Source organism: Pedobacter frigoris (assembly GCF_032678645.1).
GTDB lineage: Bacteria > Bacteroidota > Bacteroidia > Sphingobacteriales > Sphingobacteriaceae > Pedobacter > Pedobacter frigoris_A.
On record NZ_JAVTSP010000004.1, the window covers coordinates 109,789 to 136,377 of the forward strand.

The 26,589-nt window shown below is 39.7% G+C and carries 22 protein-coding genes; 10 read left to right on the plus strand and 12 right to left on the minus strand.

The genetic code is table 11. The annotated features are described in order from the left end of the window. From R2Q78_RS13915 to R2Q78_RS13935, 5 genes are all read right to left on the minus strand, one after another. Positions 1 to 765 carry a TIGR03915 family putative DNA repair protein gene (locus R2Q78_RS13915; protein WP_316792905.1) on the minus strand — a complete coding sequence of 255 codons (765 nt, stop codon included), beginning with the start codon at positions 763 to 765 and terminating at the stop codon, positions 1 to 3. A gap of 16 nt (positions 766 to 781) precedes the next feature. After that, positions 782 to 2,038, minus strand: a complete 1,257-nt coding sequence (locus tag R2Q78_RS13920) for a putative DNA modification/repair radical SAM protein (protein ID WP_316792906.1) — start codon at positions 2,036 to 2,038, stop codon at positions 782 to 784. 43 nt (positions 2,039 to 2,081) lie between these two features. Continuing rightward, positions 2,082 to 2,717: an HD domain-containing protein gene (locus R2Q78_RS13925; RefSeq protein ID WP_316792907.1), complete on the minus strand. Its 636-nt coding sequence runs from the start codon at positions 2,715 to 2,717 to the stop codon at positions 2,082 to 2,084. A 225-nt stretch (positions 2,718 to 2,942) separates the two neighbouring features. Then, positions 2,943 to 3,482 (minus strand): hypothetical protein, encoded by a 540-nt coding sequence (locus tag R2Q78_RS13930; protein WP_316792908.1) that lies wholly within the window; start codon positions 3,480 to 3,482, stop codon positions 2,943 to 2,945. Between the two features lie 79 nt (positions 3,483 to 3,561). After that, positions 3,562 to 4,752, minus strand: coding sequence for a class I SAM-dependent RNA methyltransferase (locus tag R2Q78_RS13935; protein WP_316792910.1), 1,191 nt, complete (start codon positions 4,750 to 4,752; stop codon positions 3,562 to 3,564). 72 nt (positions 4,753 to 4,824) lie between these two features. On the opposite strand from R2Q78_RS13935, the gene R2Q78_RS13940 reads away from it, so the two are divergent. Further along, positions 4,825 to 5,193, plus strand: coding sequence for a DUF3127 domain-containing protein (locus R2Q78_RS13940; protein ID WP_136835966.1), 369 nt, complete (start codon positions 4,825 to 4,827; stop codon positions 5,191 to 5,193). Between the two features lie 171 nt (positions 5,194 to 5,364). Beyond that, the gene (locus R2Q78_RS13945; RefSeq protein ID WP_316792913.1) at positions 5,365 to 5,826 is read left to right on the plus strand and encodes a hypothetical protein; all 462 of its coding nucleotides are present in this window, start codon (positions 5,365 to 5,367) and stop codon (positions 5,824 to 5,826) included. Here R2Q78_RS13945 and R2Q78_RS13950 read toward each other — a convergent pair. Further along, a complete protein-coding gene (locus R2Q78_RS13950) occupies positions 5,789 to 6,274 on the minus strand; it encodes a nucleoside triphosphate pyrophosphohydrolase family protein (protein ID WP_316792915.1) in 486 nt (161 codons plus the stop codon). The genes R2Q78_RS13945 and R2Q78_RS13950 overlap by 38 nt on opposite strands. A gap of 259 nt (positions 6,275 to 6,533) precedes the next feature. Here R2Q78_RS13950 and R2Q78_RS13955 point away from each other — a divergent pair, with 259 nt between their 5' ends. From R2Q78_RS13955 to R2Q78_RS13965, 3 genes are all read left to right on the plus strand, one after another. Then, entirely contained in the window at positions 6,534 to 7,823 is a 1,290-nt protein-coding gene (locus tag R2Q78_RS13955) for a DUF5690 family protein (protein WP_316792917.1), read from the plus strand. A 162-nt stretch (positions 7,824 to 7,985) separates the two neighbouring features. Beyond that, on the plus strand, positions 7,986 to 9,827 hold the full coding sequence (locus tag R2Q78_RS13960; protein ID WP_316792919.1) for a HAMP domain-containing sensor histidine kinase: 1,842 nt from the start codon (positions 7,986 to 7,988) through the stop codon (positions 9,825 to 9,827). Positions 9,828 to 9,833: 6 nt separating this feature from the next. Next, positions 9,834 to 10,529 carry a response regulator transcription factor gene (locus R2Q78_RS13965; RefSeq protein WP_316792920.1) on the plus strand — a complete coding sequence of 232 codons (696 nt, stop codon included), beginning with the start codon at positions 9,834 to 9,836 and terminating at the stop codon, positions 10,527 to 10,529. Here R2Q78_RS13965 and R2Q78_RS13970 read toward each other — a convergent pair. Together R2Q78_RS13970 and R2Q78_RS13975 are read right to left on the minus strand one after the other, a co-directional pair. Then, positions 10,526 to 11,308, minus strand: a complete 783-nt coding sequence (locus R2Q78_RS13970) for a GLPGLI family protein (RefSeq protein ID WP_316792921.1) — start codon at positions 11,306 to 11,308, stop codon at positions 10,526 to 10,528. The two genes, R2Q78_RS13965 and R2Q78_RS13970, sit on opposite strands and share 4 nt — an antisense overlap. 8 nt (positions 11,309 to 11,316) lie before the next feature. Beyond that, positions 11,317 to 14,109, minus strand: coding sequence for an outer membrane beta-barrel family protein (locus R2Q78_RS13975; RefSeq protein ID WP_316792923.1), 2,793 nt, complete (start codon positions 14,107 to 14,109; stop codon positions 11,317 to 11,319). A gap of 329 nt (positions 14,110 to 14,438) precedes the next feature. Here R2Q78_RS13975 and R2Q78_RS13980 point away from each other — a divergent pair, with 329 nt between their 5' ends. After that, positions 14,439 to 16,715, plus strand: a complete 2,277-nt coding sequence (locus R2Q78_RS13980) for a helix-turn-helix domain-containing protein (protein WP_316792925.1) — start codon at positions 14,439 to 14,441, stop codon at positions 16,713 to 16,715. Here R2Q78_RS13980 and dapF read toward each other — a convergent pair. Beyond that, positions 16,712 to 17,497: a diaminopimelate epimerase gene (gene dapF / locus R2Q78_RS13985; protein WP_316793563.1), complete on the minus strand. Its 786-nt coding sequence runs from the start codon at positions 17,495 to 17,497 to the stop codon at positions 16,712 to 16,714. The two genes, R2Q78_RS13980 and dapF, sit on opposite strands and share 4 nt — an antisense overlap. Positions 17,498 to 17,664: 167 nt before the next feature. Here dapF and R2Q78_RS13990 point away from each other — a divergent pair, with 167 nt between their 5' ends. Next, a complete protein-coding gene (locus R2Q78_RS13990) occupies positions 17,665 to 19,197 on the plus strand; it encodes a Do family serine endopeptidase (protein ID WP_316792927.1) in 1,533 nt (510 codons plus the stop codon). A 53-nt stretch (positions 19,198 to 19,250) separates the two neighbouring features. On the opposite strand, the gene R2Q78_RS13995 is transcribed toward R2Q78_RS13990, so the two are convergent. Further along, positions 19,251 to 20,384, minus strand: a complete 1,134-nt coding sequence (locus R2Q78_RS13995) for a thioredoxin family protein (RefSeq protein WP_316792928.1) — start codon at positions 20,382 to 20,384, stop codon at positions 19,251 to 19,253. A 134-nt stretch (positions 20,385 to 20,518) separates the two neighbouring features. Between R2Q78_RS13995 and R2Q78_RS14000 the strand changes: the two genes are divergently transcribed. Genes R2Q78_RS14000 through R2Q78_RS14010 form a run of 3 tightly spaced genes read left to right on the plus strand, consistent with a single transcriptional unit; the run spans position 20,519 to position 23,996 of the window. After that, the gene (locus R2Q78_RS14000; protein WP_316792930.1) at positions 20,519 to 21,199 is read left to right on the plus strand and encodes a succinate dehydrogenase cytochrome b subunit; all 681 of its coding nucleotides are present in this window, start codon (positions 20,519 to 20,521) and stop codon (positions 21,197 to 21,199) included. Positions 21,200 to 21,223: 24 nt separating this feature from the next. Further along, a complete protein-coding gene (locus R2Q78_RS14005) occupies positions 21,224 to 23,203 on the plus strand; it encodes a fumarate reductase/succinate dehydrogenase flavoprotein subunit (protein WP_316792932.1) in 1,980 nt (659 codons plus the stop codon). Positions 23,204 to 23,225: 22 nt separating this feature from the next. After that, entirely contained in the window at positions 23,226 to 23,996 is a 771-nt protein-coding gene (locus R2Q78_RS14010; RefSeq protein WP_316792934.1) for a succinate dehydrogenase/fumarate reductase iron-sulfur subunit, read from the plus strand. A 117-nt stretch (positions 23,997 to 24,113) separates the two neighbouring features. On the opposite strand, the gene R2Q78_RS14015 is transcribed toward R2Q78_RS14010, so the two are convergent. After that, positions 24,114 to 26,144, minus strand: coding sequence for a TonB family protein (locus R2Q78_RS14015; protein ID WP_316792936.1), 2,031 nt, complete (start codon positions 26,142 to 26,144; stop codon positions 24,114 to 24,116). Further along, positions 26,141 to 26,518, minus strand: a complete 378-nt coding sequence (locus tag R2Q78_RS14020; protein WP_136835952.1) for a BlaI/MecI/CopY family transcriptional regulator — start codon at positions 26,516 to 26,518, stop codon at positions 26,141 to 26,143. Before R2Q78_RS14020 ends, R2Q78_RS14015 begins: the two co-directional genes overlap by 4 nt. Between the last annotated feature and the right edge of the window lie 71 nt (positions 26,519 to 26,589).

The window sequence follows — 26,589 nt, forward strand, 5'->3', positions numbered from 1 at the left end:
CTATTTGTCCTGTTTTTCAGTAAGATATTTCCAATATCTTTTTGGTACATGTTGGACGTGTAGCTTGGTGTTTTTCCTGGCCATAATATTGGTGCTTTTAAAGTAATCTTTCCAGAGTGTAGCATATAAAGCCTCTTTTTCGGAAAGCAGATTTTCGGCAGGTTTATAATTGGTTTTTAGTCTCGCTTCATCCATCTGGATTTCCTCCACCTTGTCAAGGTCATAAAATAAACCGTAGTGCCGTTTGAGGTCATAAATGATCCATTGCTGATCGGCATACCTGTTTTTAAAATGCTGCATGATCAGCGGCAGAACGTTGAAATCAGGATCAATGCCGCAGTAAAACATCCCATCGGCTGTATGCTGAAACCGGATAAATGCCTCCATGCGGTGCTTTTCCCTTTCTACTTTTTTTGCTGTCTGGGCAACAGCCAGAACATGAGGATTTCCGTAATTTGCTTCTGCACCGTTTGGGCTGGAAAATATATAGCATGCAAATTCAAATAGACTGACGTATGCTTCAGGTGTTTCCGATAAAAACGTACAATAGACCCTTCTCATCCAGCCTTTATTCAACTTTCGCTGAAGACCCTTCCATACACGATCGGCCTTTTTTTCATCGTTGGACACCGGAAAAACCGTAGTAAAAGCATCAGGTTGATGTTCCTTTTCCAGTTGAATCATTACCTTGCCGGGCTTACGCTCAAACCACTCAAAAACCGCGCAGAGCAGGCCCTCCAGACTTCCATCTATTAGATATATCATATCCAGGTTTCTTGTCTTAAAAAAGTATCAGCTGATTATCGGCATTCTTTAAGTATTTGCTTTGGCTTTCAGCCATGATGAACGATTTAATCTGTGTACCCTGATAATCTTTCAGCTGATAAGGCGTATCTGCACAAACAATAAAGTGTTTGGCCCTGTTATAAGCAACGCCGATTTTCTTCAGCTGATCAATCCGAAGCCGCCCAAACTTCCTGGCCTGAATGATTTTTTGTGCCGAGGTAACTCCTATGCCCGGAATTCTAAGGATCATCTTATAAGCTGCAACATTGATATCGACGGGGAAAAACTGCAGGTTGCGTAATGCCCAACTCAATTTAGGATCCATGTCAATATCCAGATTAGGGTTGGCATCGTTCAGCAGCTCATTTACGTGAAAGCCGTAAAAACGCATTAACCAATCTGTTTGATACAGCCGGTTTTCACGGATTAGTGGTGGTTGTGAACCTAGTAAGGGCATCCGGCTGTCATTGCTTATAGGAATATAACCCGAGTAATAAACTCGTTTTAAAGAAAAGTTCTTATAAAACGCAGCCGCGGTATGCATAATTTCTTTGTCGCTTTCGGGAGTCGCGCCAATTACCATTTGAGTGCTTTGTCCCGCAGGTACAAATTTCGGGACACTTTTAATCAGCTTCCTTTCGTCTTTTAGCTGAATGATTTGGTTTTGCACCAATGCGAGCGGCTTTTTCACATCTTCATGGCTTTTCTCGGGCGCCAGCAATTTTAATCCGCTTTCTGTCGGCATTTCGAGATTTATGCTCATTCTGTCGGCGTACAATCCTGCTTCTTTAATCAATTCATCACTTGCGCCAGGAATGGTTTTGAGGTGGATATACCCGTTGAAACGTTCTTCCAGCCGGAGCTTTTTAACAACTTTCAGCAATCGCTCCATTGTGAAATCCGCATTTTTAAAAATGCCCGAACTCAAGAACAATCCTTCAATGTAATTGCGCCTGTAGAAATTGATCGTGAGTGAAACCACTTCTTCAACAGTAAAAGCTGCGCGCTCAATGTCGTTGCTTTTGCGGGAAACACAGAAAGCGCAATCATAAATACAATGATTGGTCAGAAGTATCTTCAGCAAAGAAACACAACGCCCGTCTTCAGTATAAGTATGACAAATGCCCGAACTATGGCTATCGCCGAGCCCCTTATTGTCATTTTTTCTAGTTCCTCCGCTCGATGAGCAGGAAACATCATATTTTGCTGCATCTGCTAATATGCTTAGCTTCTCTCTTATCCGATCTGACATTTGCTATATTTTACTAACAAATATAGCAAAAATACTAATATGTTTAGATTTCTGTGTAAAACTGTTCGAGATAGCTGAGCATGAATTCGTGCCTTTGATTTGCGATAGATTTTCCTTCAGCAGTTTTCATCAGATCTTTTAACAGCAGTAGCTTTTCATAAAAGTGATTAATAGTAGGAGCCTGGGTGTTTTTATACTCTTCTTTGGTCATATTTAGATTCGGCTTGATTTCAGGATCATAAAGCACCCTGTTTTTGTATCCACCGTAGGTAAAAGCCCGCGCAATACCTATCGCGCCTATCGCATCCAGTCTATCAGCATCCTGAACAACATCAAGCTCCTTAGATTGAAAAGTAATTGTTCCGAGACTTGCTTTAAAGCTCAGATTTCTGATGATTTGCTGAACATGTTCAATAATTTCATTCTCAAGATTTAAGCTTTTGAGGAAATCACCGGCTATTTTGGGGCCTATTTCTTCGTCGCCGTTGTTAAATTTTGCATCAGCAATGTCATGCAATAAAGCGGCAAGCGATACAATCAGTTCATCACCTTTTTCTACAGTATTAATCCTTTTTGCATTATTGTAAACACGTTCAATATGAAACCAGTCGTGCCCGGCTTCCGCATTAGCTAAAGTGGCCTTAACGAATGCGATTGTTCTTTGAATAATTAGTTCCATAAAAGAAGTATTTGAAAGCGCAAATATAACAGATCAGCTATAGAGTGTTACGCGCAAATGGTAAGATTCATTCTACTTTAAGATGAGTGCACCATAAGTGCACCATGAGTGCAGGGTGAGTGCACGTTTTCTCTAATAAAACGTGCACTCATCGCGGATTAATTGGGCGATAACCGTACTCTCAGTACAACCCTGTATAGTTGGTGAATGGGTTCAGGGAAATATTTAAACTCTGGCTTCCTTTAGATCTTTTTTAGCTACTCTCTTATTTTCCCTGCGTTCTTGTCTTTTGTCTTTTTGCTCTTCCTGAAAATCTCTTTTAAGTTCTCTTAATTCTTCCTTCATTTCTCTGCGGGCCTCTCTTTTTTCTGAAGCATCGTCAAAAGAATCATTTTTAAAATCATCGATGATCTCTTTGCGTTCAGTTTCGTAGTCGGCTTTATCGGCTGCTTCTTCCATTTCATCAGACATCATATCAAACTTGAAAACATTCTGTTGAAGAGATTTAGGGTCAAGATTTGTAAGTTTATCCGGATCGATATTCTTCAACTGTTTGATCATGACTTTTGCGATGTCTTTAGGAACGCTTGTCTTGATTTTTTTTTCAAGCTCTTTCCATTCTTTTTCAGAAAAGGTCTTTTTGGCAGTATCGATAACTTCGGTCTGCTGGAAAGCACAGAATGCTTGTAACTGTAGTTTGCTTTCGGCAGCAAACAGGGTGCCGAATGGCAATAATGCCAGCACCGGGATCAATAGGATTTTCATAGATTTGTGTGTTAATACAAATCTAATATACAAATATTTGGGAAATGGACAGTGAATTGCCTGGCACGTAATAAGAATGTTAATCTTCCTTTAACGGTCTTTCATTTTCTGGTCTGCGCGTGCCATCATACAATTCATATTCCAGCATTCTGCAATCCAGTTTACCGTTATAGAACTCGATTTTGCGTGTCGCTTTCAATCCAATTCTTTTTGCAAGATCAGGGTTTCCGGTAAAGATATAGCCGAAATAACCCTTGCATTGTTGTTTCATAAAATCGCCCATGCGCTTATAGGTCAGTTCCAGTTTAGAATGTACACCAAGGCGTTCCCCGTATTCAGGATTGAATACAACTACACCCTTGCCGCCTTCTGGTACCTGGGTTTCAGCAAAGTCACAAACCTCAAATTGGATCAATGTATCTACGCCAGCAGTTTTTGCATTTTTGCGGCTTACATCAACAGCATCTTCAGAGATGTCTGTAGCGATGATCTGCAGATCCACATTTTTTATGACCTGATCTTTCAGGATTCTGCGTTCAGCAAAGAATTCCTGCTCATCGTAGCCCATAATGTGCATAAAACCATAGTTCATGCGGTATAAGCCGGGTCTGCGGTTTGTCGCAATCAGGGCGGCTTCAATAGCAAGGGTACCCGAACCACACATTGGATTTACAAAAGGTGATTTTCTATCCCATTGTGTACTCATGACTACGCTTGCTGCAAGAGCTTCCAGCATCGGGGCTTTACCGGGAATTTTACGGTAGCCATGTTTTGCAAGGGTTTCACCTGAGGTGTCTATAAAAACATCAGCCTCGCTATCTTTCCAGTATAAATGGATCACTGCTTTGTTGGCATCAGAACCGGAATTTGGACGGATTCCTTTCTTGTCTTTTATGCGGTCTACAATCGCGTCCTTTACCTTAAGATTGGCAAATAAAGGAGTCGTGATTGTTGGGTTATCCACATTTGAGGTTACGGAAAAGTAGCCTGAAAAATCAATCAGGTCTTCCCATGCAATGGCTACCATTTCACGGTAGAGTTCTTCTGGATTGTTGGCTTTGAAGCTACTCAGACAGTATAAAATCTGGCTTGCGCATCTCAAATTCAGGTTTAGTTTGATACATTCCGTAAGGGTAATGTTCAATTCTACGCCTGTTGGAAAATCTCTTACGATCTCATAACCCAGGCTCTTGACCTCTTCCAATAAATAAGAGGAAAGGCGCTTATTGCAGGTTATAATAACCTTACTTTTTGTGTGGAAAACTTGCATAATTAATTCTACGAAGTTATCAATAAAAATATAGAGATTTGAACTTCGGATAAGAATAAAATAGTATTTGATATGGAAATTAAAGGAAAAGTGCATGAAATTGGTGCATTACAGCAGGTGAGTGAGACTTTTAAGAAACGTGACCTGATTATAGAATATGCAGAAAACCCTACTTATCCTGAATACATCAGGTTTGAGGCCTTACAAGATAAAACAGCTTTGTTTGATACTTTAAAACAAGGTGATGATGTTGAGGTTTCTTTCAACCTCCGCGGTCGTCCATGGACAGATAAAGCCGGAAAAACATCTTATTTCAATAGTTTAGTAGTATGGCGTATCAATGCCTTACAAGCAGGTGCTCCAGTTGCATCTACACCAGCATATGCACCTCCGGCTGATTTAAACAGTGCGCCAGGTGAAGATGATGATCTTCCTTTCTAAAAAGACCTTTTTTAAATAAACAAATTGACCACCGTGCCGCCCTTCAACAGGGGCGGCATTTTTTTTGCCCTGGAATATGGATTAATATGAAAGCTTTAAGCACTATAATACCCGTTTACCTTCTCAACTAATATTATTTTTGCACTGTTTAGCGGAATTCAATTTTTTATAGTGCAAAGTAAATCCAAAGATAAATTAGCGACATATATTCCCTTTCTTGAAAAGGCGGTAAAGGAGATGGAGGGTGGTGCAAGTCAAGTCGTCTCTTTTAATGAGTTACTGAAGAATGACAGGGAGAAAATTTATAAAATGGCGGCGCTTTCACTGCCATTTTCTATTCTCCGGCCCGGAGATCTTTTAGAGACCCTGTTAACGGATGACATGCATAAATACACGAATAGTCCGGATGTTTTGGTCAAACAAATAACAGATATTCTGACAATGAGGATCGACGGTTTGCCGGATTCAGGAGAAGTAGTGCTTGCAGCAGATTTAACCTCCTCTATGGTGAAAGTTATAGAAGATGATTTTCTGAAGAGGGGGTGTAAAAGTCAGCTTTATAACGAGATACTTGCCAGGGCCGGTGATTTCATGATCAGACTAATGGATGGGGATTTGCCAGAATACCTTTAATGTTTGCCGGAGAGTAGTTGATTGATTTCAACGTTTTGTTGTCATTGGTTCTGTATATTAGAAATAATGAATCCTCTTCTTTATGGTATGCGTCACATTGGTGGTTTTTACGATAATGCTGTATGGTATCGTTAGCTTCTTCTATTGATTTACATGCCTTACTCATATTTGAACGGTGTACCTCATCAAATAAGTCCTTAAATTTTTCACCCAGTCCAAATTCAAGTACTGCACCGCTAAGTACATATTGTAGATCGCATAGCGCATCTGCAACTTCCACAAAATCATTGCTTTCAATGGCCTGTTTTAGTTCCTGAAGTTCTTCTGCTAGCAACGATACCCGCAAGTTTGCCCTTTCTTTTGAAGGAATGCCCGGAGTATCTTTAATTGGATGCTTAAATGTTTTATGGAATTCTGCTACCTGATTTAATGGATTTGGTTCTTGCATGATGATTCAGTTTTTTTAATGAGCGTTAAAATTACAGTTAATTTTCATCCAATAAAATTTGTTTTTCCACCGATGTTAAGTTGAATTTAATTGGGTGGAACTGTCGTCTGTAATGTTGTTTACAATTTGATAACATTGAGTTTGTTTACTAATAATAAACAAAGTTTAGTATTGCACAACAATTGATGTAATATGTGTGGTAAATTGATGGTTTTAGAAACAGCAGGAACTGCTGCTCGTTGTAAAGTGGGGGTATAAGATGAAAAAAATGCCCTATTGGCTGATCACCCTGATTGGAGGACTCGCAGCGTTTGGCTGTTATACCAGTATGTATGCCTTTCGTAAAGCATTTGCGGCTGCCACTTTTGAGCATCATGAACTTTTTGGGGTAGATTATAAGGTCTGGCTGGTCATAGTACAGATGATGGGGTATACCTTTAGTAAGTTTTATGGTATCCGTTTTATCTCGGAATCGGGCAAGCAGAACCGGGCCAAAAGTATTATTTTACTACTGCTGATCTCCTGGGTTGCCCTCCTTGGTTTTGCCGTTATTCCTGCACCTTATAATGTTTTATGCTTATTTGTGAACGGGCTCCCTCTGGGTATGATCTGGGGACTTGTATTCAGTTATCTCGAGGGTCGGAGGACTACAGAGTTTATGGGAGCGGTAATGTCTATCAGTCTTATTTTTGCTTCTGGGTTTGTAAAAACAGTTGGCAGAAATATAATGCTGGTGTTTTCAGTAAGTGAATACTGGATGCCTTTTCTAACAGGTCTCGTATTTTTAATTCCTGCTCTTGTTTTTGTCTTTCTGCTGGAAATTTTACCTCCTCCAAATGAAGAGGATCTGCGACTGCGCACCAAACGGGTTCCGATGGACCAAAAACAGCGAAAGGCTTTTGTTGCCAATTTCCTTCCAGGAATTGTCTGCACAGTTATCATTTATGTAGTACTTACTTGTATACGTGATTTGAGAGATAATTTTGAGGTAGAGATATGGAATGGTCTGGGAGTTCATGATAATCATATTTACACGCAGATAGATACGATTATTTCGTTGGTTGTATTGCTCATGATCGGGTTTTTAATACTTATCAAAAATAACCTCAGGGCTTTTACGATTATTCATATTATGATCATTTCAGGCTGTATTCTGGTAGGTTTCAGTACTTTTCTTTTTGATCAGGGTTATCTTAGCCCGGTTGCCTGGATGGCACTTCTGGGAACTGGGTTGTATATGGCCTATATACCTTACAATGCTATTTTCTTTGAAAGGATGATCGCAACGTTTAATTACAAAAGCAATATAGGCTTTATTATGTATGTTGCTGATTCCATTGGTTATGCCGGGAGTTTTTCGCTGTTGTTATTCCGGGAGTTCGGACATGTAGAGATCAGCTGGGTGCAATTCTTTAAAGAATGTTTGCTTGTAGTTCCATTAATTGGGGGTACATTCAGTATCCTGTCATTGATTTACTTTAGGAGAAAAAAAGCAGGTAAGCGCAATGTTGGTGAGGGAAAGTTTACAACACCCGAGATCAGCTTGTAACCCGGTTGAATTCAGCAGTTTTTAGTGTGGGATTTAACCAGGTACCGTTCCTGGTTATGTAAATAATATGGGTAAGTTCTTGTAAATTAGAAAGGTCTTCTGTTAAAAATTGTTAAATAGAGGTGATTCTGTGTTTGCTTCATTAATTTTGTATATCATATAATGAAGAAAAGAAGCCTTTGGTTGATCACCGCATTGATGACTTTAGCCTTGCTAGGGGTGTTTGTAATGCAGTTATATTACATCAGGCAAGCCTATAATCTAAATTCACGACTTTTTCAGCAGGATGTAAATCAAGCTTTGAACGCTGTGGTAAACAAAGTGCAGAAGAGAAATGCTGCCCTGCACATCAATAAAAGAGATCTTAAGCTGGAAAGAGATCGTGAAACGGAGATTCGCAATCAGGCACAACAGCTGGTAGATTATAAAGAAAGGTATAAAGCTGAAGAAGAGAAGCGGCTGATAAAGCTCGAAAGCCTTGTTTTTGCGGACCTCAATAAAACAGAAAAGGACATTGCCCGGGCCTATGTAAATCCGGTACGGATTACAGAAAGTGAATTTGCAGCAGCCTCTGATATGAGCAATCCTTTGAGCTCCCCTGTGCATGTGGATGTGAATGTTGGTCTGGATGCCTATGGGAATGTCATCGGTGGGCAGATCAAATCAACTTTTGTTCCCCAACGTGTGAAAACATTTAGCATTATTTCCAATGAAATACCTGATAGTATAAGGTATCACGCAATAGATCCTGTAACTGGCAAGTTGGTGTTGATCAGTGTAAAGACTATAGATAACGAGCTTGAAAGAAAGTTTAAGCTGGAAAGCGATCTTGCTAAAAGGAAATATGAAGAAGGGCTTAAAAGATTAATGACCGATACGCTGCCTTTGGAACCGGAGGCAAATCTGATGATACAAGATGTGGCCAAGGAAATGAGGGAAGCAAATGTTCCGCTCAGTAAGTTGGTTTCCAGGGATATGCTGGATACACTCCTGAAAAAAGAACTGATGAACCGAAACATCAGTCTCAAATATGATTTTTGGGTGAGCCTCGCTCAGAAGGATTCTTTGGTGTATATGAAGGCCTCTAACGGTCATATTGATGAAGAATTGTTGCCTAAAAATACACATAAGGTAATGCTGACTAATTTCATTACCCGTGATCCGGGAATGCTTTACATCCATTTTCCAAATGAGAATTCATTGATTTTTTCAAATCTAAGTGTAGCTATGGCTTCTTCGGCCGGATTGCTGTTTATATTGGTATTCATTTTTGCTTATACGATATATGCCATTATGAAGCAAAAGAAGATTTCTGAAATGAAAACAGATTTCATCAATAACATGACCCATGAGTTTAAAACTCCTGTTGCGACCATCATGATTGCGAGTGAGGCCCTTAAAGACCCCGAGATTGCAGAAGATAAAGGGAGGATTAGCAGGCTTGCGGGGATTATTTATGACGAGAATGTAAGACTTGGTAATCATATCGAACGGGTTTTAAGCATTGCAAGACTGGAAAAGAAGGAGTTGAAACTGGAATACAGCGAATTGAACATGAATGACCTGATCGCTGTGGTGGTTGATAGCATGGGGTTGCAGCTACAGAAGAAAGATGCGGAACTGCTCCTAAACCTTAATGCGGAAAACCCGGTAGTTTTTGGTGATGAACTGCATTTGTCGAACGTGATCTACAATTTGATTGACAATGCAAATAAGTACAGTTCAGGACCCCCTAAAATTCAGGTTACAACAAGAAATACAGGAAAAAATCTGATTGTTGAAATTGCAGATGAAGGCATAGGTATGACTAAAGAACAGACTAAACGTATATTTGATCAGTTTTACAGGGTGCCTACAGGTAATCTTCATGATGTAAAAGGGTTTGGTCTGGGACTAAACTATGTTCAGGACATCATCACGCAGATGAATGGAACGATTAAAGTGCATAGCGAGAAGGATAAGGGTACCGTATTTGAAATCAGCTTACCAATAAATAAAAATTAACGACACATGAAAAAAATCCTATTAGTAGAAGATGATCCAAATCTTGGGCTGCTGCTGCAAGACTATTTACAGATTAAAGGTAAGTTTGAAGTGGTGCTTTGCGTAGATGGAGATGAGGGGCTGAAAGCATTTACTAAGAAGGATTTTGACTTGTGTATCCTGGATGTAATGATGCCTAAAAAGGACGGGTTTACGCTTGGGAAGGAAATTAGAAAAATCAATCAGGATGTGCCAATTATTTTTGCTACTGCAAAGGCCATGATGGAGGATAAGGCTTCTGCATACGATCTTGGAGGCGATGACTATATCACCAAACCTTTTAGAATTGAGGAGCTTTTATTGAGAATTAATGCGTTGCTAAAAAGGGTAGCTGTGAAGGAACCTTCAGATGTTTCTGCTGCTCAGACCCTGTTTCAGATCGGCGATTATTCTTTTGATTATACGACACAACTAATCCATTATAAAGGTCAGCAGCAGAAATTGTCGACAAAGGAAGCAGAGTTGCTACAATTACTTTGTCTGAAAAAAAACAGTGTATTGACAAGAGAAGAGGCTTTGCTGAGCATCTGGCATGACGATAACTATTTTAATGGCCGCAGCATGGATGTGTTTTTAAGTAAATTAAGAAAATACCTTAGGGAAGACCCTAAGGTAGAGATACTTAATGTACACGGAAAAGGCTATAAACTACTGGTGAATTAAAGCGAAAATGCTTTAAGTGCAGATTTGGCATTGTCTCCCCAATCCTTTAATGCTGAATTGATGGTTTCTTTCAGACTTTTATAATTCGTCGGTTTTCCTTTGGATGGTATTTTGATCTCGGAAGGAGAGACGGATCTGTCAGTGACGGTCTTAGCAAACCAGGTTATGTTTTCATGAGGGAGTGCTACACCGAGAATCATTCCCGGAAGACCTGTAAATGACTCAGGACCACCCGATACAGGGATCTTATCAGTGTAGAAAGCAACTACATAAATGGAATCCAGGATAATCGCGTTAGCTCTGCGACACTCGTATCCTGCAATGGTTCGTATCTCGCTGGTTAACTTCCAATTTATTTTTCTGATTGTATCTTTTAACAGAAAAGTTTCCTCATAAACTGTCTTCTGTGCAGTGAACATTCCGGTTGCAAAATCCGTATAGATGGTATTGTTTTGTGAAACAATGGGGTCATTGCCGAAGAAAAAGCCCCTTTGGGATTCTGTGTCGGCAGTGGGAGTAAAAACCGTTTTGTTAGTTGAAAAGGCAAGCGTGCTCTTTAAAATCTTAAACTGAGGTTGGCTCCGCTTGTAATTATCATACATATCCCTCCAGAAGTTGCCAGAACTTTCATCCATATTTTTCTTTATCATGGCAAACATGTTTATACTCTTTTCATATTCAATAACCCCACTGAAAGGGAATCTTGCGTTCTGTGCGAAGCTGCAGGTAGCAGTAAGAAAAAAGCTTAAAAAGATGATTGTGGTTTGTTGTAATTTCATAAGATGCGTTATTTAGTAGGAGCTCCGCCCATTTTGTTAAAATCCCAAACAAGGCTGAACAGGAAATATCTTTGAATAGTTGTATAACTGTTTTGTGACTGCATGTTTGCACTGGCATACCTGCTGAAGCCAACATTTTGATTGAGCAAGTCATTTCCAGAAATGGATGCTTTCAGGTTTTCCGTCTTGAAGAATTTTTTGCTGATGGATGCATTCCATATGATGCGCTTAAAATCTTCATTAAAAGTTTGCGTTTTTCCGGTATACTGCAAATTTCCATCGGTGCTGAACTCTATTTTAGCAGGCAGATAAATGCTCAGGTTTCCATTGGCATCAAAGCCCCAGCCTCTGTTGGTCGTTCCTGTTTGAAGAGAGGAACGGGTATCGCTGTATCTTGGTCCGCCGGAAATTCTGAAGCTATATTTTTTCTCGACGTATTTTGATACACTTAAGTTGCCTGTGTAATTGTAAGTATTGGTGGTGTTGACGACATTATTGATCATCCCGTAATTCTGATTGCCGCTGACTCCAGCATCCAGTCCAATACCTAATCCTATACTTTTGATTTTTTTTTCGCCGTTAAAGGCGAAATTAAAACTGGCTTGATTCCTATTCAGATTGATCGATTGATAAGTACTATTACCTGTCTCGGGATCCGTAATCCTGTTGCTGGTAATCGGGTTAGCCGTAAAATTATAACCGGCGCTTGCCCAAATTGATTGTTCACTTAAAATTTTATACAGGTTATAATTTAGTCTGAAGCCGTTTGAGAAAGAAGGTTTCAGGTCCGGATTACCTAATCTGATGTTCTGAGGATCTGTATTTTCCCTGATAGGCTGGATTTGATCGATAGTCGGCTGACTGGTATACCCATAATAATTTATGTTAATTCCTTCTTGTTGCTTTAGGCGATAGTTAAAACTTGCGTTGGGATTCCAGTTGATGAAGGTTCTTTTGTAGGTCTTGTTGGTGTAGGCATCGAATTGTTTGAAGTTGACATTTGTAGCATTACTTCCCAGCCTTATGTTGATTTTTTCATGAGTATAAGATAGCGTTGCGCCTACCTGATTTGACAGTTGGTTCAGCTGGAAGTCATTGCTAAACTTGGGATCAAAGTTGTTGTACTCTTCACCCGTTTTGTTGAATGACTTGCGGTCTGAACTGCTGTTGTTGATATTCAGACCATAATTTAACGTCAGTGCTATTTTTTTGGAAATGGGCTCCGTATATGTCATACTGGTATTGAGTGAATGACTAAGGCTATTGTTCGTTTTGAACTGGTCGATGTTGACTGTGCTGTCTATTTGTCCGGGTATTAACCTGTTGTAGTAAATGTTTTCTGAAGTTAAATAACCTTCTGTGTCATTTTTGTTTATGGCCTCCCTCATGATTACTGAAATCGTTCTGCCTTTTTTCTTTAGCCTTTTTGAATAGAAAGCCGACGCGTTAAAAAGTTGCTGATCACTCTCATTATCAAGATCGCGCTCCCCTGTATTCAGCAGGTTGTTGCCGTTACCTTTGCTCGAGGAATTGTAGCTGTCTTTCGTTTTGCTGTTTTTCAAGGTACCATCTACCGAGATTTTAAGCGTAGCAGTCGAGTCTAATTTAAGTGTATAAGTAGCATCCAGCTTTTGTCTGAACATCATGTTGTCGAAATTCTGATCAGATGTGTTAAATAAATCGCCGCTGGGCAGATTGTTTAAGCTCTGGTTGTTTCTATTTCCTTTCACGCCAATGGAGCCGAGTTTGTAATTGGTGTTTAGTGCATGTTTATCGTTATCCCATTTGTCTTCGTAATGAAAACCGCCGCTATTTGCGGAAGGAATACCCTGGCCGTTGTACCTGCCGTCGAAAGAATCGAAGTCGTCGCCCCCACCAAAGCTGAATATCATTCCTCCATCCATGGAGAAATCCATTCCGTTCGAACCGCCATACTTACTGGCATCTCCCCAGCCCAGTCCGGTTTGTCCGGTATTTCCGAAGATGCCATAGGCTGAAATCCTTTGTTTGCCTTTAAAATGGTTGAACATGGCTTGTCCCTGATAGAATTTGTCGGTACCTCCGGCGAGATCTATTTTACCAAAATAACCATTCTTCTTATCTTCCTTTAATTTGATATTAATGGTCTTTGTTTTTTCACCATCGTCTATGCCGGTAAAAGTGGCCTGATCACTTTTTTTATCATATAGTTGCACTTTGTCGACCATATCTCCACGAATATTTTTAGTAACGAGGGTTGGGTCATCACCAAAGAATTCTTCACCATCTACCAATACCTTATTGACTGTTTGTCCTTGAGCAGTGATCTTTCCATCTTTATCAACAGTGATGCCGGGCAGTTGCTTGAGCAGATCTTCTACTTTTGAATTTGGTTGAATGACATAACTACCTGCATTGAATTCTGTGGTGTCACCTTTTATTTTTATGGCAGCGACTTTTCCTTTGATGATTATGCCTTCAAGCAAGTTGGATTTGAGTATAAGATCTATATCGCCAAAATCTTTCACAGGATTGATGGAATCGAGACTAAATTCCTCAGTATAATCTGCATATCCGGGATAAGTGAGGAGAAGTATAAATCTGCCGGCTTTCAAATTGTTTATGGCAAAATGTCCTTCATCATTTGCCCGTGCAAATTTCACCAATGTTGAATCTTTTTGATTTAAGATAGTGACACTTGTGTTCACCAATTTGTAGGTAGCCATGGTGTCGGTTACGGCGCCTTTGATTGCATATGGCTTTTGTGCAAAAGAAAGTATTGCACAGCACATAAGAAGAGTAGTTAGAGCTATTAATTTCATATTGTGTGTTTGGTTAAGCTAAGTTATAACTAAAAGATTAGTAGTTGAAAGCTTAGATTGTTAAAAGATGTTAAAGTTTTGATAAATGGTTTCTATATGACTCATTGTCGGTTATTCTGTTACTTTCTTTTTGTACGAATAAATTCGTAATCAAATATACGAATAGATTCGTATATTGAAAATGTTTTTGTTTTTCGCTATTGTGGTCAAAACTAGATGGTAAATTACTTCGTGAAAATTCCGTCTATAGTCCTATTTGACTTAGCTTAAGTGATAATGGTTTTTTTGTGCATTAGGTTTAAGTAAGCAATTCTTGTTAGCTTTGTAACATGCTGAATTCAGAAACTGCTAATCCTGCCGGACTCGCCGCGAGATTTGTTAATTATACTTCTAAACATATTTTTCTAACAGGAAAAGCGGGGACTGGTAAAACAACTTTTCTAAGGAATTTAATCGATCTTACCCATAAAAAGGCTGTTATTGCTGCACCGACGGGCATTGCCGCAATTAATGCAGCCGGAGTTACAATACATTCATTATTTCAGCTTCCTTTTGGCACGTATTTGCCCAAGCAGCCCGCTGCCGATGGTGATCATTACGATCAGCAGTACAACACGCCGAAGTCTATCGTAAGACACTTGAATATGACTGCGACCAAGCGAAAAGTGCTGGTTGATATGGAGCTGCTGATTATTGATGAGGTCAGTATGCTCCGTGCTGATCTGCTGGATGCAATAGATATGGTACTGCGCTATATCAGAAGAAACAATTCCAGCTTTGGTGGAGTGCAAATGCTATTTATAGGCGATCTTCACCAGCTTCCGCCGGTTGTTAAATCCAATGAGTGGAATTTGCTGGGCCAGTATTATAAAAGCGCCTATTTTTTTGATGCACTGGCACTTCAGCAAGATCCTCCTGTTTATATAGAGCTGGAAAAAATTTACAGACAGGCAGATGATGTTTTTATTGGTTTGCTAAATAACCTTAGAAATAATCAGGTGACTGCGCAGGATGTGGCATTACTTGAAAAGTATTATCAGGCGGATTTTAAGCCGTCTTTAGATGATAAATACATCACCCTTACTACACATAACAATAAAGCAGATACCTTAAATAAGCAAAGCCTGGAAGAGCTGAAATCTCCATCTTATTTATACCGGGCAAAAGTTGAGGATGAATTCAGTGAGTATGCATACCCTGCGGAAAATATTCTGGAACTCAAAGTTGGCGCACAGGTAATGTTCATTAAAAATGATCCGACAGGTGAGCAGCGGTTTTTCAACGGAAAAATAGCAACCGTTACCGAACTACGAACGGATTTGATCGAGGTTCAGACAGAAGGTAACAATGAAAAAGTTATACTGGAGAAATACAAATGGGAAAATATCAGGTATACAACTGATAAAGTGACCGGAGAAATAAAGGAAGAATTGATTGGCACATTTACCCAATATCCTCTGAAGCTGGCCTGGGCAATTACAGTGCATAAAAGTCAGGGATTGACATTTGACAAGGCAATAATTGACATCGGAAATGCATTCGCTCCGGGGCAGATTTACGTGGCATTGTCCCGGTTGCGCTCTCTGGACGGGCTGGTGCTGACTTCACAGATTTCAGGAACAGGGATCAGACAAGACCAGAATGTTTCATTGTTTTCGAAGAACAAGCAGGCGATGGAAGAATTGGAGACAAGGATACATCAAGAAAGTGAAGCTTTTCTTAGATCTTACCTGTTGCAGTGTTTTGATCTGACGCCTCTTGATAATTACGTATATGAGCACGTGCACTCCTATACAAAAGACATTAATAAATCGGCCAAACAAAAACATGTAAAATGGGCCGGCCAGCTATTGAAAGACCTTAGTGAATTAAAAGCACATGCGAGTAAATTTCTTTTGCAGATTCAACGTCTGTGTCAGGTAAAGACAGAAGATGGTACTGCTTTACTTTTGGAAAGGGCTGAGGCGGCTGAGAATTATTTTAATCCGTTGTTGTCTGCTTTTTCCAAAAAGATCTTTGAAAGAATGGAACTGGTGAAACAGGATAAGCAGGTAGTTGCATACCTCACAGAGCTGTTGGAAATGGAAGCTTTGTTTTACGAACAGGTTAAGAAAATCAGTAAAGCTACGGGTTTGTTGCGGGCTACAATTAAGGGAGAGGAGTTTACAAAAAAAGATGTAAATGGATTGTTGAATCAGGCACAGCGTGCAGGGGAAATGGAAAAAGTATACGCAATGCCGGGTAAGCTTGATTTTACAGAAAAGAAATCGAGAAGCAAATCTATAACTCCTAAGAACAAGGAGGCAAAGCCAGATACCAAAGACTTGTCGCTGGAACTTTTCCTGGAAGGCAAGACTATCGCAGAGATTGCATCTGAACGTAAAATGGCTGTTGGGACAATAGAGGGACATCTGGCACATTTTGTGGCCAGGCAGGAGATATCAGCAGAAGATATTCTTGGTCCCAAAAAACTGGAAAAAATTCTTCAGGCTATAAAAGTATTGCAGACTATAAATATGACGCCCATCAGGTCTCATCTGGGAACCAAATTTAGCTTCGGGGAGATCAAAATAGGTGTGGCGGCACACCTTGCTGAAAGAGATTAAAAAGTAATCTCCCCTTCAAATACGCGCTCTGCAGGCCCGCAAAGGAATACGTTAGTAAACTGCTTCCCGTCGTAATCAAAGGTTATTTTCAGGTCTCCGCCCAATACTTTGACAGGAGTCTGAATATGACCAATTTGATTTTTATGCTTGGCGATGGAGATGGCTACGGCAGTGACGCCGGTTCCGCAGGCATAGGTTTCATCTTCAACACCACGTTCGAACGTGCGGACGAAAAGATGATCGCCTTGATCCTCTACAAAATTGACATTAATACCGTTCTCTTGATACGTAGTGTTGTTTCTAATGGCTTTGCCTTGATTGTACACATCGAAATGAATTAAATCTTGCTGCTGTATTACGTAGTGAGGTGAGCCGGTATTTAGCACATAGGCTTCTCCATCTCTGGTTATCGTGTCAAGATCAATCATTTGTAGCTCTATCCAATTGCCTTTTTCAGAAATTCTGGCATAATGAGGTCCGTCAACCGCCAGAAAGTCAGTCTCTTTGTCTATGATTCCAAGGTGTTTAGCAAAAGCTACAATACACCTGCCCCCATTCCCACACATACTGCCTGGTCTTCCATCTGCATTGAAATAAAGCATTTCGAAATCATATTCAGGATGTGCTGTCAGAAACATTAGTCCGTCTGCGCCGATTCCAAAACGCCTGTCGCAAAGTTGTTTAACTCTTTCATAATCAATATCTTTGATAGGGCTGCTGCGGTGGTCTATCAGTATAAAGTCGTTTCCGGCTCCCTGGTATTTATAGAAATGGACATCCATTTTTGACGAAGATTGGCTATTTAACATTTTTTAACAGAATTCGTGACGTATTACAGATGCAAATATCGTTTATATGGTATTAAATTTGACTATATCATAGAAAAGAAAATGATCATTATGCTTAAAGATGAGAATGATATGAATTTTGAATTTAAAACAATATATAAATGAAAAGAATAGGATTAATGGTGGTGGCTGCATTTATAGGTGGTGCGGCTGCAATTGGGGGCTATAAATTATTAGAGCCTAAAGGTGGTGATGCGTTATCATTTCAAGAACAACAAAATGTATTATTTGCGAGTAATCCAAAAATTGCATCAACTGGAGCGGTAGATTTTGTAGAAGCTGCGGCATCTGTGTCGCCTGCAGTTGTTCACATCAAAACTTCTTATACAGGAAACAGCTCTAGTCAGGGAGGCGGGAGTTCTCCTATGGATATGTTTGAAGACTTTTTTGGCGGCGGTGGCAGAAGGATGCAACGTGCACCGAGGGCAGCTTCAGGATCAGGGGTTATTTTGACTCCGGATGGCTACATAGTTACCAATAACCACGTGGTAGACAATGCGGATAAAATAGAAGTAATTTTATCTGACAGGCGCAAAGTGAGTGCTAAGGTAATTGGCAAAGATCCGAATACAGACTTGGCATTGATAAAAGTAGAAGCTACAAATTTGCCGGTGGTGAAAATGGGTAATTCTGATAATGTTCAGATTGGAGAGTGGGTTTTGGCAGTCGGTTTCCCATTGGATTTGCAGACTACAGTTACGGCGGGTATTATTAGTGCGAAAGCGCGTAGCATTGGTATTTTGGCCAGAAATCAGCAACCTTCTGAAGAAGAATACGAAGAATATCAGAGAACAGGAAAAATGCCTGCAAACAACAGTATTGAATCATATATTCAAACCGATGCCGCTATCAACCCAGGTAACAGCGGCGGGGCACTGGTAAATGCTAATGGAGAGCTTATAGGTATAAATGCCGCCATTGCTTCTCAAACGGGTACTAATGTGGGTTATGGGTTTGCTATTCCAGTTAACCTGGCTAAAAAAATTCTGGATGATTTCAGGAAATATGGCGCAGTGAAACGAGGCTATATCGGTGTAACTTTCGCGGCTCTTGATGCGGATGAAGCTGAGAAACTGAAAATAGATGACATCACTGGATTGTATGTAACTGATGTTGTTCCAAATAGTGGAGCAGATGCTGCAGGATTAAAAAAAGGAGATATCATTAAAAAAGTTGGCGGTGCTACAATTTACGATTCACCAGACCTGCAGGAAAAAATCGGCAGATTAAGTCCTGGCGATAAAGTACAGCTTACTTATTTAAGAGATGGTCAGTTAAAAAACACGAATGTAACCCTTAAGGGTGAAAATAGTGTGGCTGCGACGCTGAAACCTGCAGTAGCAAAAAATAATAATAAAGCAACAATAGATAAGTTGGGTGCTTCTTTTGCGCCCGCCTCTGCTCAAGTAAAAAGCAGATATAGGGTACAAAATGGAGTGGTTGTAACTGGGATAGAACAAGGTAAACTATTTGATTCATGGGAGATACCTAAAGGGGTGTTGATCACTTCGATTAATGGAAAACCGGTGAACAGTAGTAAAGATGTTGAGGATGCATTGCCGGCAACAAGAAATGGAATGACAAGAATTTCTGGAGTAGGACCAGAAGGTGCATTTACTTTTAATATCAATTAGGCAAGCTTGAAACTATAGAAAAGGGTGGGAGAGATTTACTCTTCCGCCCTTTTTTATTTAGCTTTTGATCGCCAGTCGGTTATTTCGAAGCCTAGATTGGACACTGGGATATTATTACTCAGAATGATTCCTGATTTATCAGTGATGAATATATATGGCGATTTGTAGTCGCTAAGGTTACCTGGATTAGGAGATTTGGCGCCTAATAAGTCGGCATATTGAGGCCAGCTCAGACCATCATCCTTAATCACCGTTTTCCACCATTTTTCATGTTTATCATAAGAAACACCTATAAACTCAACTCCTTTATCTTTATATAATTCGTATAACCTGATTAAGTCAGGATTGGCTTTTCTTGATTCAGCGTCGTAAGATGTCCAGCAAATAAATACGTTTATACTTTTTAATACTCTCGGGTTAAATGGTACCCCCTCAGGATTTTTTCCGTTAATTTCCGCCATCTTTTGGCCTGGCTGCATGCGTGCGATTCTGTCTATTTCTTTAGAAAGAGTTTGGATTTCTTTGCTTTCCCTAACTTCTGCACTGAGGTTTTTGATTATTGCTTTGTACTCGGGTGCAAAAGATTCCGGACTACCAAAACGATCTATAAGGATTGGGGTGAGCATAGATGTGGGATAGCTTTTTGCAAAAGCCTGAATAACCGAGGTCATGGTCCTCTTGGACTTTTCTTGCCATTCCTCATATTCTTTTAGAGATATTTCTATTGTTTCTCTTGGTGCTGTTTCTGTTTTTTTAAGGGCAATTCGGAGGTTTTTGTTGTTCTCTTTAGACATGCTGTCCTGGAGCGTGTAAAACTCTAGAAGCTCTTTCACTTGTTGGGAATTAGAACCTGCTATTGGATATTGCCTAATGTTATCTCTGTCCAGACTGATCTCATAAGTATTGCCGTCAAGATAGATCAGAAATTCTGTTTGTTGGCGTGGTTCAGCATTGACTACCAGTCTGCCATACCCGGGAGCGTTTGGTTTTATTTTGAAAGACTGGGGTTTATTTTTAAGGTTTTCTGTCAGCAATGGTTTTGATCCGGAGAGGCTATAGATCTCAATTACTGCGTTTGGGCCGAAATTAGCCGATCTAATGTCTAATGTTGTTTCTTTTGGCTTGCATGAGAGTAGGAATAAGAACGAGATCAGTGCAATAGCTAAACGGGGGTGGTTTTTTTTCATTTTTTTTGCGGCGTTAAATCATTAAATCTTAGAACGTTTCTAAATAGCTTATTTGTCTGTTTTTTATGCAAAGGATTAACCAATTAATTCTTTTATTAAATACTTTTGCATGACAAAACTAAAAATAGATATAAATGGCTGGTTTCGGAAACGCTTTTTCCTCATCTATAGGAAAAAAATTAATAATGGGCATCACAGGCCTTTTTCTTATTTCATTTCTTGTAGTTCACTGCTTCCTTAATTCACTGATTTTTGTGAATGACGGGGGATTAACTTTCAATGCAGGGGCTCATTTTATGGCAACTAACTGGTTGATCAGAGCAATGGAAGTAGTTTTATTTGCAGGTTTGCTTGCGCACATTATCCAGGGCTTTAGGCTTGTATTTCAAAACCAGGCTGCAAGACCGGTTAAATATGCTGTAACAAATGGTTCTGCTAATAGTAAATGGTATTCACGTTCTATGGGATTATTGGGAACTTTGTTGTTGATTTTCCTGATTGTCCACATCTCTAAATTTTGGGTAATTTCACGTTTTACAGGAATTCCAACTGTAGATGCAAACGGACACGATGATATGTTTGTGATCATGGTGGAGACCTTTAAAAATCCATTTATTGTAGCGCTTTATGTATTTTCAATGTTTTCATTGGCATATCACTTATTGCATGGATTCTCTTCTGCTTTCCAGACCTTGGGATGGAATCACAAGAAATACACCCCACTTATTAAAGCGCTTGGGGTTTGGTATTCAATTATCATTTCATTGATTTTTGCTTCCATGCCTATTGCAATGTATCTGGGTCTTATTAAATAATTTTTGATCTTAAGTTTAAATAACATGGCAGAATTAAATGCTCATATACCCGAAGGAGAATTAACCGAAAAATGGACTAAGTTACGTTCTTCTATGCCATTGGTTAATCCGGCCAATAAAAGAAGCATAGAGATAATCGTTGTTGGTTCAGGCTTAGCCGGGGCTTCAGCTGCAGCTACTCTTGCAGAGATGGGTTATAAGGTTAAATGTTTTTGTTTCCAGGATTCACCAAGAAGGGCACACTCTATTGCGGCCCAGGGTGGTATCAATGCGGCAAAGAATTATCAAAATGACGGTGATAGTACTTATCGATTGTTTTATGATACTATAAAAGGTGGTGATTATCGTGCACGTGAGGCTAACGTTCATCGTTTGGCTGAAGTAAGTGCTAATATTATAGATCAGTGCGTAGCACAGGGTGTTCCTCTAGCAAGAGAATACGGAGGTCTACTGGACAACCGTTCTTTTGGAGGTACACAGGTTCAAAGAACCTTTTACGCGGCTGGACAAACAGGTCAGCAATTACTTTTAGGGGCTTACAGTGCTTTAGAGCGTCAGGTAGGTATGGGTAAGGTAGAAATGTTTACCCGCCATGAAATGCTGGAGGTTGTTGTGGTTGAAGGTAAAGCAAGAGGTATTATTGCTCGTAATTTGCTTACAGGAGAACTGGAACGTCATTCAGGCCATGCAGTATTATTGTGCAGCGGTGGTTACGGTAACGTATTCTATCTTTCGACTAATGCAATGGGTAGTAATGTGACTGCTGCATGGAAAGCACATAAAAAAGGAGCTTTCTTCGGTAATCCATGCTATACTCAAATTCACCCGACATGTATTCCTGTGTCTGGCGATCATCAATCTAAACTAACCCTGATGTCTGAGTCGTTGCGTAACGATGGACGTATATGGGTTCCCAAGAAAAAAGATGATCCGCGTAAGGCTTCAGAAATTCCTGAAGATGAGAGAGATTATTATTTAGAGCGCAGGTATCCTGCTTTCGGTAACCTGGTTCCTCGTGATGTAGCTTCACGTGCAGCTAAAGAACGTTGTGATGCTGGTTATGGCGTAGGTAACTCTAAGCTTGCGGTATATCTGGATTTTAAAGCAAATACAGAGCGTTACGGAAGAATTGAGGCTAATAAGCAGAATATACATAATCCCGATAAGGAAACTTGTATGAAACTTGGCCGCGAGGTAATCAAAGAGAAGTACGGTAACCTGTTTGATATGTATGCGCAAATCACGGGAGAAGATCCTTATGAATTGCCGATGCGTATCTATCCTGCAGTTCACTATACCATGGGCGGTCTTTGGGTAGATTATAACTTGATGACAACTGTGCCTGGATTATATGCTTTAGGTGAGGCCAACTTTTCTGATCATGGTGCTAATCGTCTAGGTGCATCAGCTTTGATGCAGGGCTTAGCCGACGGGTATTTTGTGATCCCTTATACTATTGGAGCCTATTTGTCTAAAGAACTGGCAACTAAACCTATTCCACAAGATCACCCGGCATTCGTAGAAGCTGAGGCTAATGCAAAAGCGATCATAGATAAATTCTTGTCTATTAAAGGGACAAAGTCTGTAGATCATTTCCATAAGAAATTAGGAAAGATCATGTGGGATAAATGTGGTATGGCAAGGAATGAGCAAGGACTTAAAGAAGCAATTGTAGAGATACAGCAATTGCGTAAAGATTTTTGGAGTGACCTGCGCGTGCCTGGTACTGCGGACGAAATGAATCCTGAGCTGGAAAAGGCTGGCCGTGTGGCAGACTTCATCGAATTGGGTGAATTGATGTGTATGGATGCATTGAACAGAAATGAATCATGCGGTGGCCACTTTAGAGAAGAATATCAAACTGAAGAAGGTGAAGCAATGCGTGACGATGAAAACTATGCTTATGTAGCCGCATGGGAATATAGAGGTGACGTAACCTTTAAACTTCATAAGGAAGAGCTGAAGTTTGAAAATATTAAGGTTGCACAAAGAAGTTATAAATAGAAAGTACTAAAATCTCAATATCATGAGTACAGGAAATATGAATTTAACGCTGAAAATCTGGCGTCAGAAGAATAACAAAGCTAAAGGTAATCTGGTAGATTATAAAATCTCGGAGGTTTCTCCAGATATGTCTTTCTTAGAAATGTTCGATGTGTTGAACGAAGACCTGGTTGCTAAGGGCGAAGAACCGGTTGTTTTCGACCATGACTGCAGGGAAGGAATATGCGGCGCATGTTCTATGTTCATCAATGGCAGGCCCCACGGACCTAAGGAAGGCATTACTACATGTCAGTTACACATGCGTTCTTTTAACGATGGAGATACAATTGTTGTGGAACCATGGCGTGCAAAGGCTTTTCCGGTAATTAAAGATTTGATGGTAGATCGTACTGCATTCGATAGGATTATTGCTTCCGGAGGCTTTATTTCAGTAAATACGGGCAACGCACAAGATGCTAACAACCTTCCTATTCCAAAAGTACAGGCGGATTCAGCTTTCGAAGCGGCAGCGTGTATTGGTTGCGGAGCTTGCGTAGCTACTTGTAAAAATGCTTCTGCGATGTTATTTGTCTCTGCTAAAATTTCGCAATTGGCACAGTTGCCTCAAGGACAGCCTGAAAGATACAGACGTGTTCAGAGCATGGTTGCTCAAATGGATGCAGAAGGTTTTGGTAACTGTACAAATACAGGTGCATGTGAGGCAGAATGCCCTAAAGGAATTTCTTTAGAGAACATTGCACGTATGAACAGAGACTTTTATTCTGCAAAATTTGTATCTGAGGAAGATATTTAATAAATTTATATAACGAGACAAGGTTATTACACACAAAACGCCGGCTAATTAGCCGGCGTTTTGTGTGTAAAGAGCTTTTAAAATTTAGAGTATAGTTGAGAACATTGATGAATGAGGTTAATCCTTATCTTTTGGGTTCTTGCCTGCTTTAGTAGTAATTAAGACAACCCCTTCTTTACCCGCAGGGCCATAAAGCGCCGATCCAGCTGCATCTTTAAGAATTGAAATGGACTCAATATCTTTTGATTTAATTGATGTGACATCTCCCGTTTCTATTTTTTTACCATCCAGAATATAAAGCAGGTTTTTTGAAGAATTTGAAGCGAACTCCAAGTTTTCACTACCGCTTCTTAATAGGATTTTATCTATTGTTTGTTCTTTTTGTATAGTTGTACCTGTTTTGTTACCGCCCTTGTCCAAGGTAAAACTGATTGGAATGTTATATTTTACTCTTACTGCTTTACCGTCGACGATACCCGGGTACCATTTTTGGCTTTCGCTTAATACCCTTAATGCCTCTTCATCGGTGCCATCTCCTAATTTTCTGTCGACCCTTATATTTGTCAGTGATCCATCCTTTTCAACAACAAAAGAAAGTAATACTTTACCTTGGGTTTTATTTAATTGGGCTTCTATGGGATATTTAATATTTCTCTGAACATATGCGTAAAAGTTCGCTATACCTCCAGGATATTCAGGGTTCTTCTGCAAACTGGTAAAATCGTACACTTTATCATCATTTGACGCAGATCCGTTTACTACCACCTGAGATAAATTTCGTGTAACTGCTATTTGGTCTGGAGCATATCCGGATATTACCACTGTATTTAAGCTGGTATAACCTTCAATAGCTCCTATGTTTTCATTTAAAACGGCAGATTTTGCTCCTTGCAATGTGAAGCTTGCGATAAAAGTATATTTACCATTGGGAACGGTTTTAAAGTTTTTATAGTTTAAGATCCTGGTAATAACCTCGGCGTCGACTCCCGAACCTAACGTTTTAGATGCTAAAGTTACACCCTCAATTTCTCCATTTTCTATGGCAAATTTAACCTGACATTTTCCCTGGATTTCGTTTTGCTGAGCTTGGGCAGGATATCTTAAATTCATTTGCATGTACTTGTAAAAATCTTCCCAACCAGCTGAAGCAGTTTCTGTAACCGCTGGAATAATTTGGATATTTTGAACCGATTTAGAACTTGTTTTTGCTGCTTTTACGATGGATTTGACAGGTGTAATGATAACATCTGTAATCGTTTCTTTAGCCAAGTTTAAGGGCTCTTCAAGAGGTACCTGATCGGCCAACTGGAGAATCTGTTCGTTATCACGCACTGTTGCTGAGGATAGGACTAGCGTTAGCGCGAAAAGAGGTACAAAAAGGCCATACTTCAGTACGGCCGTTTTTGCGGAGCGTTGTTTGTGTAACATAAAAATTCTTTTTTTAATTAAAGATTTATTATAAAAGCTATTTGTAAGGCTATTGGGGCTCACGCCAAAGGCACTGCTTAGCAGTAATAAAGCATATTCTTCTTTGTCTCCCTGAAATTTTGCAGCTTCTTCATCTGCCAGGTATTCATGAATATTTTTAACGGTATTCTTGTAAAAATAAATGATCGGATTAAACCAGGTTATGGTGCCTAATATTTCAAAAAACAATACATCTAAGGTATGTAACTGGCGTACGTGAATATCCTCATGTTTTTCAATTGTGGAGCTATTTGGTAACTCTTTGTCTACGATCTTATGGTTGAAGAAGGAAAAGGCCAAACCAGCATTTTTTTTCTTTAAGGCCAGTCTTATTGACAAAAGCTGGTAGATGAATTTTGATATAAAGAATAAAACACCGGCGATATAGATCAATACTATGAAATTCCCTATACTAAAGCTTGAAGGTGTCTCTGGTATTATGGCTACCTGAGTTACAAGTTGATTTAATTGATTAACACCAACATATACCGGCTGGACAACCTGTTGCTGCGTAAACCATTCAAGCCTTATAAAAGGAATGATAAGAGAGAATAGACCGGCAGATACCAGATAAATCCGGTTTAGGATGAAATAAGTCTCTTTGTCTAACAATAACTTATAAAAGCCATAGAATATAACTAGGTATATATTGACTTGCAGGATGTAATGTGCCCAACTCATCTTGGTCTGTTTTTAATTTTGTTAATCATTTTAAGAATTTCATCTACATCGCTGAGATCGAGTTTTTCTTCTTTGACAAAGAACGAAAACATACTCTCAACGGAATTTTCAAAGTAGCCACCTAGTAACTTCTCCGTAGCATGGCGTTTATAGTCTTCCTTACTGATCAATGGATAGTATTCATGAGCTTTCCCGAATGCTTCGTGGCCGATGAATCCTTTTACTTCGAGGATACGAATGATAGTAGATACCGTGTTGTATGCTGGCTTTGGTTCAGGCAGGAAGTCCATTACATCCTTAACGAATCCTTTTTCTATCTGCCATACAATTTGCATGATCTGCTCTTCTGCTTTTGTTAAGTCTTTAATTTCCATGTTTTAAGTTTAAGTTTTTAATTCTTTGACAGTCAAAATAATGCGCATTATTTTTTCTATAACTAAGAATT

Coding starts and splice junctions, on each gene's coding strand:
- R2Q78_RS13915 (WP_316792905.1), bottom strand. CDS start 765: ATGATATATCTAATAGATGGAAGTCTGGAGGGCCTGCTCTGCGCGGTT.
- R2Q78_RS13920 (WP_316792906.1), bottom strand. CDS start 2,038: ATGTCAGATCGGATAAGAGAGAAGCTAAGCATATTAGCAGATGCAGCA.
- R2Q78_RS13925 (WP_316792907.1), bottom strand. CDS start 2,717: ATGGAACTAATTATTCAAAGAACAATCGCATTCGTTAAGGCCACTTTA.
- R2Q78_RS13930 (WP_316792908.1), bottom strand. CDS start 3,482: ATGAAAATCCTATTGATCCCGGTGCTGGCATTATTGCCATTCGGCACC.
- R2Q78_RS13935 (WP_316792910.1), bottom strand. CDS start 4,752: ATGCAAGTTTTCCACACAAAAAGTAAGGTTATTATAACCTGCAATAAG.
- R2Q78_RS13940 (WP_136835966.1), top strand. CDS start 4,825: ATGGAAATTAAAGGAAAAGTGCATGAAATTGGTGCATTACAGCAGGTG.
- R2Q78_RS13950 (WP_316792915.1), bottom strand. CDS start 6,274: ATGCAAGAACCAAATCCATTAAATCAGGTAGCAGAATTCCATAAAACA.
- R2Q78_RS13955 (WP_316792917.1), top strand. CDS start 6,534: ATGAAAAAAATGCCCTATTGGCTGATCACCCTGATTGGAGGACTCGCA.
- R2Q78_RS13960 (WP_316792919.1), top strand. CDS start 7,986: ATGAAGAAAAGAAGCCTTTGGTTGATCACCGCATTGATGACTTTAGCC.
- R2Q78_RS13965 (WP_316792920.1), top strand. CDS start 9,834: ATGAAAAAAATCCTATTAGTAGAAGATGATCCAAATCTTGGGCTGCTG.
- R2Q78_RS13970 (WP_316792921.1), bottom strand. CDS start 11,308: ATGAAATTACAACAAACCACAATCATCTTTTTAAGCTTTTTTCTTACT.
- R2Q78_RS13975 (WP_316792923.1), bottom strand. CDS start 14,109: ATGAAATTAATAGCTCTAACTACTCTTCTTATGTGCTGTGCAATACTT.
- R2Q78_RS13980 (WP_316792925.1), top strand. CDS start 14,439: ATGCTGAATTCAGAAACTGCTAATCCTGCCGGACTCGCCGCGAGATTT.
- dapF (WP_316793563.1), bottom strand. CDS start 17,497: ATGGATGTCCATTTCTATAAATACCAGGGAGCCGGAAACGACTTTATA.
- R2Q78_RS13990 (WP_316792927.1), top strand. CDS start 17,665: ATGAAAAGAATAGGATTAATGGTGGTGGCTGCATTTATAGGTGGTGCG.
- R2Q78_RS13995 (WP_316792928.1), bottom strand. CDS start 20,384: ATGAAAAAAAACCACCCCCGTTTAGCTATTGCACTGATCTCGTTCTTA.
- R2Q78_RS14000 (WP_316792930.1), top strand. CDS start 20,519: ATGGCTGGTTTCGGAAACGCTTTTTCCTCATCTATAGGAAAAAAATTA.
- R2Q78_RS14005 (WP_316792932.1), top strand. CDS start 21,224: ATGGCAGAATTAAATGCTCATATACCCGAAGGAGAATTAACCGAAAAA.
- R2Q78_RS14010 (WP_316792934.1), top strand. CDS start 23,226: ATGAGTACAGGAAATATGAATTTAACGCTGAAAATCTGGCGTCAGAAG.
- R2Q78_RS14015 (WP_316792936.1), bottom strand. CDS start 26,144: ATGAGTTGGGCACATTACATCCTGCAAGTCAATATATACCTAGTTATA.
- R2Q78_RS14020 (WP_136835952.1), bottom strand. CDS start 26,518: ATGGAAATTAAAGACTTAACAAAAGCAGAAGAGCAGATCATGCAAATT.